Here is a 12,956-nt window from a genome sequence, read left to right as displayed (position 1 = left end):
CCTTCAGGAATGCCCCATGGAAAATCGTGAGCCCGTGTCGCCCAGCTCTGTGACGGCGTCCATCCTCGTCGTCGGCGACGAGATCCTTTCGGGGCGAACCAAGGACAAGAATATCGGCTACATCACCGAATTCCTCACCGCGGCCGGCATTGACGTGAAGGAAGTCCGTGTGGTGCCGGACGAGGAAGACCGCATCGTCGAAGCCCTCAACGCCCTGCGCTCGCGCTATGACTACGTGCTGTCGACGGGCGGTATCGGGCCTACGCATGACGACATCACCGCCGATTCCGTCGCCAAGGCCTTCGGCGTCGGCATCGACGTCAGCCAGCAGGCCGTCGAGCTCATGGTCAGACACTATGGCAGCGCCGAGCACCTGACGCCGGCCCGGCTGCGCATGGCACGCATTCCCGACGGGGCCGAACTCGTTCTCAACCCCGTCTCCGCGGCCCCCGGCTTCATGCTTGGCAATGTGATCGTCATGGCTGGCGTACCCAACATCATGCAGCGCATGCTCGACAACGCCATCTTGAAGATGCGTGTTGGGAAGGTCACGCTTTCCGACAGCGTTTCACCCGGGCCGGGCATAGGCGAGGGCATGATCGCCACGCCCCTGGCCGCCATCGCCGAGGCGCATCCGGAGGTCTCGATAGGTTCCTATCCATCTTTCGGTCCCGCCGGTTTCCAGACCCAGCTCGTCATCCGCGGGAAGGACGCCGCAAAGGTCGCCGCCGCCAAGTCGGATATCGAGAAGATGGTCGCCGGGATCAAACGGTGATCGCGGGGATCGTCGCGCCGCCGGCGGTCGCCTTGCTTTGCAGAATGCCCGAAAACCGGGCTTGATCCGTTCGAATTCGCCGCTATGAAGAGCGACCTGCGAACAAGGATCGGACCATGAGCTCGCCCAAGCCAGACAAGGCATTTCCAGTATCCTGGGATCAGTTCCACCGCGATGCGCGCGCGCTCGCCTGGCGCCTTTCCGGCAGCGGCCCGTTCAACGCCATCGTCTGCATCACGCGCGGTGGCCTGGTGCCGGCCGCCATCATCTCGCGCGAACTCGGCATCCGCATGATCGAGACGGTCTGCATTGCCTCCTATCACGACTACAAGACCCAGAGCGGCCTGATGGTGCTCAAGGACATAGACGACAAGCTTGCCGAGAACGGCGGCGAGGGCATTCTGGTGGTGGACGATCTGGTCGATACCGGTTCTACCGCCCGCGTGGTGCGCGACCGCCTGCCGAAGGCCCATTTTGCCACCGTCTATGCCAAGCCGCTGGGACGTCCGCTGGTCGACACCTTCATCACCGAGGTGAGCCAGGACACCTGGATCTACTTCCCCTGGGATATGGGCCTGGCCTTCCAGCCGCCGATCGCGCAGGAGAGCACGGCAGGCTGAGCATCCCGGAGCTCATATCCTCCGGACTTTTTTGGGGGAACGCTCGCCGCCCTAACCGGATGCACCGGCCTTCATCTGTTCGAGTTCCTGCTGCGTCTGCCGGATGATCGGATCGGCTGCGGGGCCGATATGAGCGCGGAAATGCGCCAGCATGTCTTCCATCGGCAGGCCTAGTTCGTCGAAGCCGAGCATGTAGTTGCGGATACGGTCGTGCCAGCTGATCCGGTAGGGCGCGCCCATCGGCCGCTCGAAGCGATGGATCCAGCGCAGGAAAGGCAGGCACAGCGTTCGCCCGCCGGCCTGGCGTACCTTCTCGTGGATATAGCCCTCCTCGCCGCCAAACCCGCGGAAGTGGCCGTTATAGCCTGGCCAGGCCGCCCGCCTGCAGGCATAGAGGCCGAGTCCTTGCATGGGAATGTCGAAAGCAGGCGCGTCCGGGTCGAGGCCAGCCTCGTCCGTGGCCCAGGTGCCGAGCATGCCGTGCTGCCATTCGGCCTTCCAGTGCGTGGAGATCGTCGTGAGATCGTCGTTGACGAGGGGCCCCTGCAGGAGATCGACCGTATAGGGATCGTCGGCGAAATAGCGCAGCAACCGGGAGACGGCACCCGGGACGACGAGGACGTGGCAATCGAGGCACATGACGAGATCGCTCGAGGCCTCGCGCATCACCACGTCCCTTACTGCCGTGCCGATGCTGTCGGCCACCGGGATGTAGCGGTAGCCCGCAATGCTCCGCCCGAGCTTCCTCAAGGCCTCCGCGCAGATGCCGTTGGGATTGTTGTCGACGACGAGGAACTCGATGTCGTCGGCCACTTCGGGATGATAGAGCCGCAAGGCCTGGAGAGTGAAATAAACCCCGTCATAGTCGTCATAGGTGGCCATGCCGATGGTGAGGCGCTTTCGGGCACGCGCGGGAACGGGCTGGACAACGGTCTGTTCGCCGCCCCCCCCAAGCGAGCGGTCGGCTGCCTCCTCAGGCCGGCCCGCATCTGACTTCAACAGGCGCTCCAGGTCCACGGCGCCCGGGTTTGCCTCAAATGTATTTTGGATGAATCGATCCAGAACTCCAGGCAGTTGCTTGTAGCTGCCGAAGCGTAGCAGGGCAGCAGGCACCGTGCGGGCAAACCCGGCCAGGGTGCCGGCCGCCGCCGAGGAAAGGACCTGATCGGGATGGATGCTCTGTTCCAGGAAGAACCGGAGCCGCTCCGGGGGGATCGCCTCGATCGTCGGGGATGCACCTTCATGGTAGAGGGGCACCAGGATCAGGCCGCAGTCGGATTGCCCGACACCGTCCGTCCCAACGGCCTTGATGGCTGCTCCTCGGCCTGTGAGCGTGGCGTAGGACTGTCTGAACGAAGGCCAGGCCAGGACCGTCGGCGCTAGGCTGGCATGCGGCGACAAGGCCAGTGGAACGGGATCGATCCTGCCCCCGGCCGTCGCAATGCCCACGAGATCGTCGGCCAGGAACGCAAGGCCTTGGTTGATCAGCCAGGCGGCAAGGCCCGTCTTACCGCTGCCTGGAGGCCCGACGATCAGTATGGATTTGTTCTCTCCCCGCACGGCGGCCGCCCGCAGCATGGGTTGACTGGATACGGCTGCGACGATGCGGTTGGCCTCGTCGAAGATCGCATGCAGGGCGTCCGGCCAGATCAGGCCGCGCCAGACCAGTCTCCCGTCATTGTAGAGGTCGAGGCGGTTTCCCGCGGCCGCGCACAGATGGAGCGTAGTGGCCGGGGTGTTCTCCTCGCTTGCGGGGAAATGCGAGAAGTGGGGCCAGATCTCATCGTCCAGCACCTCCGGATAGCGCAGCACCAAATTGATAGGCCCCAGGCGCAGAGCGATCACGCAGTCGTCCGTCGCACGATTTTCCGTCATCTCCGATATCAGCTTTCTGGAAGAGTATAATCGAAGACGTAGAAATGCTGGCCATCGGTGATTTCGATCGCCAGAGTTCCCTTGAGGCCGGCGAGAGCGTCGGTACCCGAGTCCGGCACCACGGCGATGAAGAGCGACTGTGCGCCCCGATCCATGCTGCCGCTGTGCTGCAGGGCGAAGGCACCCTGGCGCCCTTCGAGAGTGCCCGTGACCTTTTCCATGGCGACATAACCGGCCGATCCCTGCACGCCGCCGTGAACGGCCAGCATTTCGCCCGTACTGCTTGCCGCAAGGGGGCCATGGTAGCGCTTGGCGAGCGATAGGCGGCCGACGGGAGCCTCCGCCCCGGTCTGCGGCGTGATCGTCACCTCGAATGTTCCCCGAATTCTGCTGCTCATGACGCTTCTTCCTCTGTCGCTTGCGGCCGGACGAGCAGGCCGTTATCGAACCTGCCGCCCCGTTAGGCAACCCGTGGAGGCGGCGCGTCCAATGTTCGGTTCGTGCAGCCGGGGAGGTGAGGACGGCGCCACACCGATTTTCGGTCCGGCCCGGTCGCGCGAAAGCCTAGCCCGCCAGTTCCCAATAGCCGCGCGCCATCGCGGCGGCGAGGAGGGGGAGCAGGGCAAACAACAGCAGCTCGACGATGATGATGTGGCGCGTGGCACGGATCTCGAAAGGGTCCGGCACCTGGCTGGCGTCCTTCCTCTGACGCCGGCGCCAGACGATGAAGCGTCTCGTCGGGACGATGGAAATGAGGCCGATGAGCACGAAGACGCCGATCTTGGTCCAGAACGCCATGTTGTGGGAATAGTAGAGCCAACCCTTCTCGGCGTAGATCGCCCGGCAGAAACCGACCACGACCATCAGGGCCGCTACGACGCCGAAGCCGATGTCCGCGCGCCCGAGCGTCGCCAGCGCCCGCTCACCCACGGGTACGCGGAGCAGTGCCAGTTCGGCGACGAGAAACCCCAGCAGCGAGAAAGCCAGGAGGTGATGAGCAAAGGCCAGATAGAGATCGAGCATCGATGCGATCCGCCGGATGATCGGCCTATGGCCAGGTTAACCTTGCCTGCAGCCTTCAGGAAGGCACATCATGCACCCCGACGCGGCAATCCTGAGGCAGGATATACGGCCGCCGACTTGTTTTGCGCAGGGATGCTTCGCGATCGGCCGACGTCATCGGGGAGCGAGATAGGGAGCCAGCGCCTCGGCGGGAGTGAGTTCGGGAAAGACCTGCCGATCCATGATGTAGCCCCTGGCAACGGCGCGATGATGACTGTCGATGAGATCCAGGGCCTGCTTGAGGCGACGACGCTCCAGCAGCTCGATCAGTCTCGAATGGTCGTCGTGCAGGCTGCAATAGTCGAAATCGGCGGCGATCAGCGAACGCAGCAGCACGGTGCGGCGCACGAGCTGGGCATGGATCTCCTGCATGATCCTGTTGCGGCTCAGCCGCACCAGCATCGTGTGGAATTCCTGGCCCAATTCATCGGCGAGGGCATGGTTGCCGGAGGCGTGCGCCTGACGTTGGCGCTCCACATGCTGGCGCAGCTCAGCCCAGCCTGACGGGCCCAGCCGCTCGCTCAACTGTGCGGCGATACCCTGTTCGACCAGGGTGAGGGCGTCGTAGAGCTCCATCGCCTCCTGCATGCCCGGCTTGGCAACGAAAGCGCCCCGATTGCGTTCGATCTGGGCGAGGCCGTCATCGGCAAGCCGGATCAAGGCTTGGCGAACCACGATCCGGCTGACGTCGAAGATCTCCGAAAGTTCCCGCTCGCCCAGCTTGCAGCCGGGTATGAGACGATGATCGAGGATAGCCCTCGTCAGAACCTCTGCGATCTCCTGCGAGCGGCTGCTCATGCGGTGCTTCCCTGGCCGGCTGATGAAGGAGCCTGCGGCCGCTAAACGGTCGCCAGCATAAGGCCTAGCCGAAGTGGCTATCAGAGAACGCACACTTACCATACAGAAAAATGATAAACACTTTACAATGAATAAGGATTGATATCCAATCTTGTTGTTTCCAATATCCAACTAAGCTGGGTTCGTTCAGAAGAGCCAGCGAAGGAGGGGACATGCGCGAAGCGACCCTTTCCTGCGGCGAAGACCGCAGGCGAAGCAGGACCTGCACGAAGTTTCTGCAAGCCTGTGCTGTCGCCGGCAGACCGGCACCCCTTGCATCGCCGGATCATCCCTGGGCGAACCGAGGCGATCCTGCCATTATCGGCCCTGCGCGTGCGCGGCGCCTGCATGCGCCGGGAGCTGCATCAACGTCGGGGGAGTGCGTTCATGCCTGAAGACAGCTGCAAGGATCCCGTTATCCTGAACCAATGGCATCCCTTGGCCGCTGTCGCCGAGGTGCCGGTCGGAACCGTCGTCGAGACCGTTCTGCTGGGGATACGCCTCAGCCTCGCCGTCATGGCCGATGGAACACCCGCGGTCCGGCGTTCTCCCGCCGAGTTGCGCGACGGCCGCCCAATCGGTACCGGGGCGCTGGGGCAGGCGCTGCCCTCGCGCGAAGCCTATGGCTACATATGGGCGTCGCTCGGCACGCCTACGGTCGATATTTTCGATATCCCGGAATACCGCGAGGCGGACCGTCGTCGGATGAATGCTGCCAGCATCGGTGTGCACGTCTCGGCGCCGCGCGCCATCGAGAATTTCCTCGACATGGGTCATTTTCCATATGTGCACACTGATATACTTGGTGCCGAGCCGCATACCGAGGTGAAGGAATACGACGTGGAGATCTCGATGGAGCGCGACGAGATCCTCGCTACACGTTGTCGTTTCTTCCAGCCTATGGCGGCGGCGACATCGGACGGCGGAGCCGATGTGGACTACGTCTATCGTGTGCCTCACCCTTTCTGCGCCGTGCTCTACAAGTCGAGCCCGGTGGACGATGCGAGGCGGGACGTCATTGCCGTCTTCCTTCAGCCGGTCGGCCAGGAGCGCGTCCGGGCACACATGTTGCTGTGCCTTCTCGACGAGGTGAACGAAGACAAGGCAATCAAACGCTTCCAGCAGACGATCTTCGGCCAGGACAAGCCTATTTTGGAGAACCAGTTTCCCAAGCGCCTGCCGCTCGACCCGCGCGCCGAAACGCCTATCCGTGCCGACAAGTCGGCGATCGCCTATCGGCGCTGGTTGAGCCAGAAGGGAGTGACCTATGGGGTCATTCCGGCCGCGACCTGACAGACGAATCCCGGAGCCAATCATGTTCGACACCGCCAAGACCCGTTGGCATCCCATTGCCGCGTCTCAGGATCTGCCGTTTCGCCACGTGTTCCACGGACAACTGCTCGGCCGCGAATTCGCGGTCTGGCGCGCCGATGACGGGTATATCAATGTCTGGGAGAACCGCTGCCTGCATCGTGGCGTGCGCCTGTCCATCGGCATCAACGACGGGCGGGAACTGAAATGCCAGTATCACGGCTGGCGCTACTCCAACCGTACCGCCGGCTGTACCTACATCCCGGCCCATCCGGCGGATGCGCCGGCCCGCACCATCACCAACCGCACTTTCCCCTCGATCGAGCGATATGGCCTGGTGTGGTCGGCCGAAGAGCCACTCGGCGCGACGCCCGAAATTGAGGGCCTTGCCGAGGATGATCTGCTCGTACTGCGCGGCATTCCGGTGAATGCTCCGGCCGATCTGGTGGCGAGCGCGCTGAGATCCTATCGCTTTCAGCCGAGCGGCAGGATCGAGGGCGACGCTGCCGGCGTCGTGATCGAGACCGCCGGGGATTTTCAGGTGGTGCTGCGGGCAGGCGACGGGGACGCGCAGACCACTGCCATCTTCTTCGTTCAGCCGGTCGATTCCGACCGGTCCGTCATCCGGGGCCTGCTCGGCGGCCGGCTGGAAGAGGGGAGGCGCCTCGCAGTCCTGCGCCATCACAACGGCCTGCTGACGAGGCTGCGCGATGAACTCGAGCGAGAGGCGGCCACCCTCCCTGCATCTGCCCCGCTCGACGCGGCGATCGAACGCGTCTCGCCCGAACTGGCCGAAATGCCCGAACTCGCGACCCGCGGCCGAAAGGCCGCAATTCGCGTTCAGGTGGCCCGCAGATGGCAGGCGGCCAACGGCATTGCGGGCTTCGAGCTTCGAGCGGTGAAGGGGCTGCTGCCGACCTTCCAGCCCGGAGCCCACATCGATGTGCACATGCCCAGCGGCCTGATCCGCCAATATTCGATCATCAACGGTCCGGGGGAGAGCGACAGCTTCATGATCGGCGTGAAGCGGGAGCGGGAGTCGAGAGGGGGCTCGGCCTGCATGCATGAGGCCGTGCGCGAAGGCGACGTGCTGGCGATCTCCGAGCCACGCAACAATTTTCCGTTGCGGCGCGATGCCGTCCGCACATTGTTCGTGGCCGGCGGCATCGGCGTCACGCCGTTGCTTGCGATGGCGCAGGTGCTGCATCATCAGGGCCTGCCGCATGCCTTCCACTATTTCGCTCAGGATGCGGGCCAACTCGCCTTTCGTGAACGCCTTGATCGCTTGAAGGACACGCTCGTGCCGGAACTGGGCCTGACCCCCGAGGCGACGGCGGCCAGGCTGCGGGAAATCCTGGCCGGTTACCGGCCGGGCATGCATCTCTACCTCTGCGGCCCGGGGCCGATGCTGGAGGCGGCTCGGACCATCGCGGCGGAACTTGGCTGGCAGGAGCAGGCGGTTCATTTCGAGTATTTCAAGAACTCCCGCGAGATCGACGACAGCTCGAGCTTCGAGGTTGCCCTCGCGCGCTCCAACATCACGCTGAAGGTGCCTGCGGGCCGCACAATTCTCGACGTGATGCGCGAGGCCGGCATCGACATGCCTTCGTCCTGCGAGCAGGGCGCCTGCGGCACCTGCGTCGCCGCTGTCATCGAAGGCGAACCGGATCACCAGGACGTCTATCTGACCGAGGCCGAAAAGGCTTCGGGCATGAAGATCATGACATGCGTGTCGCGTGCCAAATCGGCCCGCCTCATCCTCGACATCTGAACCCAAACGTAAAACCCGCTGGGACTTTGGCCGTGATCAAGCTCTACGACTACGAACTGTCGGGCAATTGCTACAAGCTCCGCCTGCTGATGGGGGTGCTGGGCATTGCCTATGAGACGATACCGATCGACTTCTATCCCGGTCGGGAACACAAGTCGGAATGGTTTCTCCGGCTCAATCCGCTCGGCCAGCTCCCGGTGATCGAGGACGACGGTGTGGTGCTGCGCGATGCGCAGGCCATCCTGGTCTACCTCGCCTCGAAGTATGACAGGACCCAAGGCTGGTATCCTTGCGAAAATCCCGCCCTGCTCGGCGAGATCAGCCAATGGCTCGCCTTCGCCGATGGCATCACCGCCACTTCCTCCGCAGCCCGTCTTCATGACGGCCTGTTCTACGAACTCGACGTGGAGGCCGCACGAACGGGCGCTCATCGGCTGTTCCGCATCCTCGACGAGCATTTATGGTTCGGCGAGCAGGAGGGGCGTGACTGGATCTGCAGCGCGCCACGACCGACCATCGCCGATATCGCCTGCTTCCCTTATGTGATCCTGTCGGAAGAGGGCGGCATCGCCCGCCAGGACTACCCTGCGATCCGGCGCTGGTTGGACCGCGTCAAGCGCATCGAGGGCTTCTCGACCATGTCCGGCGTGTTTCCCGCCGGTCCGGCGAAGGCGGCGTGACGATCGAAAGGCCCGTCGGCGTGTGATGCCGCCACAATCCGGGTGGGGCAGGGCAGAGGGGCTGCCCCCGAGTATGAGTATGATCCCGGCAGCAGGGAGGGAGATCCCAATCGAGGCTTCCCGGCGAGTGGCAGGATGAAAGCCGTTCGGTCATGCCAAGCCCGTATTCAGGCGTTCATGCAAGAAGCGTTCGAGGTCACGGACGCGCCGACGGCGCGGCTCGTCCGTCGGAAGGATCATCATGTATTGCGCCGGCGCCTCCATCTCCACGTCTGAGACGCGCACGAGTTCGCCGCTCGAGAGCTCATCGGCGGCGGTCATCGCGTCGGCGATCGCGAATCCGCAGCCCAACGCCGCCAATTCAAAGGCGAGGAGCGGATGGGGGACTCTGACGAAGGGCGGCTCGGCGTCGCTTGTCAGGCCGGCGGTTGCAATCAATCTGCGCCAGTCCGACCCGTCATCGTAGTGGATCAGCGGATGGCCGAGAATATCGCTCGGCGTTCGGATCGGCGGCGACAGATTGAGACGCCTTGGGCTGCACACCGGAAAGAAGCGCAGCGGCACATCGGTCATGAGCGGTCTGCGTTCGCCTGGGACGTCCACTTCGCCGAAGGCGATCATCAGGTCGATACCCTCCGGCGGAGGCATCTGGCTGACAATGGATACGCTCAGCTCTCGATTCTGATCCAGGTATTCGGCCAGGAGCGGGAGCACTCGCTTGGAAAGCAGCAGAGGTGCGCAGGCGACGCGCAATTCTCCGCGCATCGGGCCCGCCCCCAGGGCCGTCAGCCTGTCCGCTATCCCGTCGAAAGCCTGCCGCAATGCCGGCAGAAGAAGTCGTCCGGCCGCCGTCAATTGGAGGGGGCGGCTCGTTCGATCGAAGAGCGTGACGCCGATCTGCTCCTCAAGCGCCCGAACCTGATGGGAGACCGCGCTCGTCGTGACCGAAAGTTCGTCGGCGGCCCGCGCCAACCCGCCTAGCCGTGCCGCCGCCTCGAACACGGCCAGTGCCCCAAGGTTCGGCAGGCGTCTGGCGTGCTCTCGCCGGGGTCGTGACGTCGATGAACGATCCATCATGTGGCCTCATTAGTTGAATTTATCTCTACTTATATCGCAAAAATATCCGTTGATTCTAGATAAATACTAAATTTACATCGAAAATGTCCACCAACGAAACTGCATTCCACCGTCACGCGGCGCTTGGAGACATGCCCGCGCGTTCACAAGGGTACTCGCAATGCAAGTAGTGAAGCAGGTTGTCATGGCGGCGGCCCTGACGATCGTAACGTCGACCCTTACGAACCCAGCGTCAGCCCAGGAGAAGCTCGTCAACGTCTACGGCTGGAGGGACTACATCGATCCCTCAGTATTGGAGTCCTTCACGAAGGATACAGGGATCAAAGTCGTCTACGATACCATGGACTCCGATGAGATTCTCGAAACCAAGCTTTATGCCGGCCGCTCGGGATACGACATCGTCGACCCCACCGGCCCTAATCTGAGACGAGAAATCGCAGCCGGCGTGTTCCAGCAATTGGACAAGTCGAAAATACCAAACCTGATATATGGCTGGGATAAGATATTCGATCGACTGGCCTTCTACGATCCCGGCAACAAATACGCCGTGAACTACATGTGGGGCACCACGGGCATTGGCTACAACGTCGAAAAGGCCAGGGAACGCATGGGTTCAGTTCCCATGGATAGTTGGAGCTTGGTCTTCCAGCCCGAGAACATTGCAAAATTCGCCGATTGTGGCGTCTACTTCGTCGATTCTCCGGACGATCTGCTTGCGGTAACATTGAAGTATTTAGGCCGCGATCCCGACTCGAAGAACACGTCCGATATTGCCGATGCTGCAGAAGTTCTTGCCAAGATACGAAAGTACATCAAGAAATTCGACTCCTCCGCCTATATCAGCGCCCTGGCCAGCGGCGATATATGTCTAGTCGTTGGATGGAGCGGGGACGTGATCCAGGCACGAAGTCGCGCAAGCGAAGCTCACTCCAAAGCTCCCGACAAGCCGCTGGTCGAGATCAACTATGTCATTCCGCGCGAGGGATCCCTGATCTGGGTCGATGGCTGGTCCATTCCGCGAGACGCTCCGCATCCCGATGAAGCTCACGCGTTCATCAATTACATGATGCGTCCTGATGTTGCGGCAAGGAATACCAATTACATCTCCTATGCAAACGGCAATTTGGCCGCTCAAAAGCTGGTCGACCCGGGAATACTGAAGGACACGGCGATTTACCCCGACGAGGGGACGATGGCTCGACTCTTCACCACGACGGCGCCGGACGCAAAAATCAAAAAAATGTGGGCACGTGCCTGGACCAGAATCAAGACAGGCGAGTGAGCCGGGATTGATCTTGGACGGGCAATCCTGGCGAGAACGCGCACGGTGGGCGCGGGAGCCGCTGTCGAAGCTTCGAATTCTGTGCCTGCCGGCAATGATTGAAGTGCATGACCCGGCGAGTGGCCGATGGGGGCCTTTCACTTACCCGCGGAGGCCGCGAGCTGCGCCGCCGGTGCGGCGAATCCATTCGCCGCCGCTCAGGCGGAGTCCAATGAAGCCGCCGCCACTGCGATCTCACAAAACCGAGGAACAGATCTCGATTTCAATATCTGATCGTCAGGCACGAAAGTTGGGTAACGAAGTGGATAAGAATTACATCGTAACGAGCGCGGAACTTGAAAGGCTGCATGCCCAGCTCAAGCGAGACGAGGCCGTGGTCACGCGACCCAAAGTCTTCAGCGAGGGCGAGTATAAATCGCGCCTGGGTGCCTTGCACGGTGCGATGAGCGCCCGGGATATCAAGGTGGTTCTGCTCTCTTCGCCGGAGTCGCAGTGCTGGCTGCATGGTTACCAGGCCAGATGGTACCGCACCGGCTCCAGCACGCTGTGGCCGCCTGTGAATTTCACGGCAGTACGCGTCGACGATGACAGGATGGTTGCGTTTGATACGATGGACCACGAGAAGTTGTTCAGATCCACTTCGATCGTCCAAGACTACAGATCTCCAAGTTCCGAAGATCCAACTCTGGAGGATATACACAAATTCGTACTGGATGAGCTTGTGGCCATGGGGTGGATGTCGACAGGCGACACCGTGGGGATCGAAAAGTGGTCACCTCGACAGAACGCGGCGACCACCGAAAATCTCGTGTTTCAGATAGAAGGCAGGGCACGGAGGGTCGTGGACGTCTCCGCCCTGGTGAGACACCTCCAACTCATCAAGTCGAAGGAGGAAATCGAGGTCATCCGGGAGGCCTCGCAAATTCTCGACTCCGCCTATCGGCATTTGACGAAGAAGCTGCATCCCGACATGACCGAGATCCAGGTCTGGGCCGAGCTGGAATGGGCCATGGCTCAACAAGGTGGCGAGACCACTGGACTGCACAATGCTGTCTCACGCACGCGCAACTACTGTCATGCTTTCTCGAGCACGCGCACGATCGGACCTGGCCCGCTGCTTGTCGATCCATGCGGGGTCAAGCACCGTTACCACGCCAATACTGCTCGCCAGTTCTATCTCGGGGCCCCTCCGGCCGAGTTCGTGAAAGCCAGCATGGTTGCGGCATTCGCCATCACTGTTCTCAAGGACGTCGCCAGGCCTGGCGTGACGTTCGGGGAGGTGAATGCCAGACTGAGGGAGTACTACAAGGAGTGCGGCGTGTGGGACTTCCGAGACTGGCTCGGCGGCTATCAGCTCGGCATAGCCTTCCCACCCGATTGGGTGGGCGAGTTCAATTGGAATGTGGATGGTGACGAACGCGATAAAGTCGTCCAGGATGGACTGGTCACCAACTTTGAGAGCTTTGTCGGCGGTGCCGGATGCATCGATACGGTCATATTTCACCGAGAAGGCACTGAAGTACTGTCCAAGATTCCGCAGGAACTTCAAATCATCGAAATCTGAGCTGCCTGCCTCGCGTCTCCGGACCGAGACATCGTGCGCCGCGCACAACGAATGCGTACATAGGAGCTAAGGTCCCGCGAACAGCGGCGATCGCCGGCCAGT

General features: G+C 62.1%; 12 protein-coding genes. 7 read left to right on the top strand and 5 right to left on the bottom strand.

The window, feature by feature from the left end; genetic code table 11:
- The first annotated feature begins 16 nt into the window (after window positions 1-16).
- Both AC6H34_RS27520 and gpt read left to right on the top strand, forming a co-directional pair.
- Complete coding sequence (locus tag AC6H34_RS27520) at window positions 17-775, top strand: competence/damage-inducible protein A (protein WP_497540963.1); 759 nt, start codon at window positions 17-19, stop codon at window positions 773-775.
- Window positions 776-891: 116 nt separating this feature from the next.
- On the top strand, window positions 892-1,395 hold the full coding sequence (gene gpt, locus AC6H34_RS27515) for a xanthine phosphoribosyltransferase (protein ID WP_448147924.1): 504 nt from the start codon (window positions 892-894) through the stop codon (window positions 1,393-1,395).
- Window positions 1,396-1,446: 51 nt separating this feature from the next.
- On the opposite strand, the gene AC6H34_RS27510 is transcribed toward gpt, so the two are convergent.
- From AC6H34_RS27510 to AC6H34_RS27495, 4 genes are all read right to left on the bottom strand, one after another.
- Window positions 1,447-3,270 (bottom strand): glycosyltransferase family 2 protein, encoded by a 1,824-nt coding sequence (locus AC6H34_RS27510; protein ID WP_497540962.1) that lies wholly within the window; start codon window positions 3,268-3,270, stop codon window positions 1,447-1,449.
- An 8-nt stretch (window positions 3,271-3,278) separates the two neighbouring features.
- Window positions 3,279-3,668, bottom strand: coding sequence for a DUF3224 domain-containing protein (locus AC6H34_RS27505; RefSeq protein ID WP_448147922.1), 390 nt, complete (start codon window positions 3,666-3,668; stop codon window positions 3,279-3,281).
- A 166-nt stretch (window positions 3,669-3,834) separates the two neighbouring features.
- A complete protein-coding gene (locus AC6H34_RS27500; protein WP_448147921.1) occupies window positions 3,835-4,293 on the bottom strand; it encodes a DUF2214 family protein in 459 nt (152 codons plus the stop codon).
- Between the two features lie 153 nt (window positions 4,294-4,446).
- The gene (locus tag AC6H34_RS27495) at window positions 4,447-5,130 is read right to left on the bottom strand and encodes a GntR family transcriptional regulator (protein WP_497540961.1); all 684 of its coding nucleotides are present in this window, start codon (window positions 5,128-5,130) and stop codon (window positions 4,447-4,449) included.
- Between the two features lie 426 nt (window positions 5,131-5,556).
- Between AC6H34_RS27495 and AC6H34_RS27490 the strand changes: the two genes are divergently transcribed.
- From AC6H34_RS27490 to AC6H34_RS27480, 3 genes are read left to right on the top strand one after another with little or no spacing between them, the layout of a single operon-like run.
- Window positions 5,557-6,462, top strand: a complete 906-nt coding sequence (locus AC6H34_RS27490; protein WP_497540960.1) for an aromatic ring-hydroxylating dioxygenase subunit alpha — start codon at window positions 5,557-5,559, stop codon at window positions 6,460-6,462.
- 22 nt (window positions 6,463-6,484) lie between these two features.
- Entirely contained in the window at window positions 6,485-8,251 is a 1,767-nt protein-coding gene (locus tag AC6H34_RS27485; RefSeq protein ID WP_497540959.1) for a PDR/VanB family oxidoreductase, read from the top strand.
- A gap of 32 nt (window positions 8,252-8,283) precedes the next feature.
- Window positions 8,284-8,931 (top strand): glutathione S-transferase family protein, encoded by a 648-nt coding sequence (locus AC6H34_RS27480; RefSeq protein ID WP_497540958.1) that lies wholly within the window; start codon window positions 8,284-8,286, stop codon window positions 8,929-8,931.
- 150 nt (window positions 8,932-9,081) lie between these two features.
- Here AC6H34_RS27480 and AC6H34_RS27475 read toward each other — a convergent pair whose 3' ends face one another.
- Window positions 9,082-10,008, bottom strand: coding sequence for a LysR substrate-binding domain-containing protein (locus AC6H34_RS27475; RefSeq protein WP_497540957.1), 927 nt, complete (start codon window positions 10,006-10,008; stop codon window positions 9,082-9,084).
- A gap of 169 nt (window positions 10,009-10,177) precedes the next feature.
- Here AC6H34_RS27475 and AC6H34_RS27470 point away from each other — a divergent pair, with 169 nt between their 5' ends.
- Together AC6H34_RS27470 and AC6H34_RS27465 are read left to right on the top strand one after the other, a co-directional pair.
- Window positions 10,178-11,290 (top strand): polyamine ABC transporter substrate-binding protein, encoded by a 1,113-nt coding sequence (locus AC6H34_RS27470; protein ID WP_497541285.1) that lies wholly within the window; start codon window positions 10,178-10,180, stop codon window positions 11,288-11,290.
- A gap of 211 nt (window positions 11,291-11,501) precedes the next feature.
- Window positions 11,502-12,854, top strand: a complete 1,353-nt coding sequence (locus AC6H34_RS27465) for a M24 family metallopeptidase (protein WP_497540956.1) — start codon at window positions 11,502-11,504, stop codon at window positions 12,852-12,854.
- The last annotated feature ends 102 nt before the right edge of the window (window positions 12,855-12,956 follow it).

It is taken from the genome of Labrys sp. ALF-8 (genome assembly GCF_059699065.1).
This window is presented reverse-complemented; position numbering and strand designations above follow the sequence as displayed.

Excerpts from the sequence above, each read along its gene's own strand:
- AC6H34_RS27520 (WP_497540963.1), top strand. The coding sequence starts at position 17 with ATGGAAAATCGTGAGCCCGTGTCGCCCAGCTCTGTGACGGCGTCCATC.
- gpt (WP_448147924.1), top strand. The coding sequence starts at position 892 with ATGAGCTCGCCCAAGCCAGACAAGGCATTTCCAGTATCCTGGGATCAG.
- AC6H34_RS27510 (WP_497540962.1), bottom strand. The coding sequence starts at position 3,270 with ATGACGGAAAATCGTGCGACGGACGACTGCGTGATCGCTCTGCGCCTG.
- AC6H34_RS27505 (WP_448147922.1), bottom strand. The coding sequence starts at position 3,668 with ATGAGCAGCAGAATTCGGGGAACATTCGAGGTGACGATCACGCCGCAG.
- AC6H34_RS27500 (WP_448147921.1), bottom strand. The coding sequence starts at position 4,293 with ATGCTCGATCTCTATCTGGCCTTTGCTCATCACCTCCTGGCTTTCTCG.
- AC6H34_RS27495 (WP_497540961.1), bottom strand. The coding sequence starts at position 5,130 with ATGAGCAGCCGCTCGCAGGAGATCGCAGAGGTTCTGACGAGGGCTATC.
- AC6H34_RS27490 (WP_497540960.1), top strand. The coding sequence starts at position 5,557 with ATGCCTGAAGACAGCTGCAAGGATCCCGTTATCCTGAACCAATGGCAT.
- AC6H34_RS27485 (WP_497540959.1), top strand. The coding sequence starts at position 6,485 with ATGTTCGACACCGCCAAGACCCGTTGGCATCCCATTGCCGCGTCTCAG.
- AC6H34_RS27475 (WP_497540957.1), bottom strand. The coding sequence starts at position 10,008 with ATGATGGATCGTTCATCGACGTCACGACCCCGGCGAGAGCACGCCAGA.
- AC6H34_RS27465 (WP_497540956.1), top strand. The coding sequence starts at position 11,502 with ATGAAGCCGCCGCCACTGCGATCTCACAAAACCGAGGAACAGATCTCG.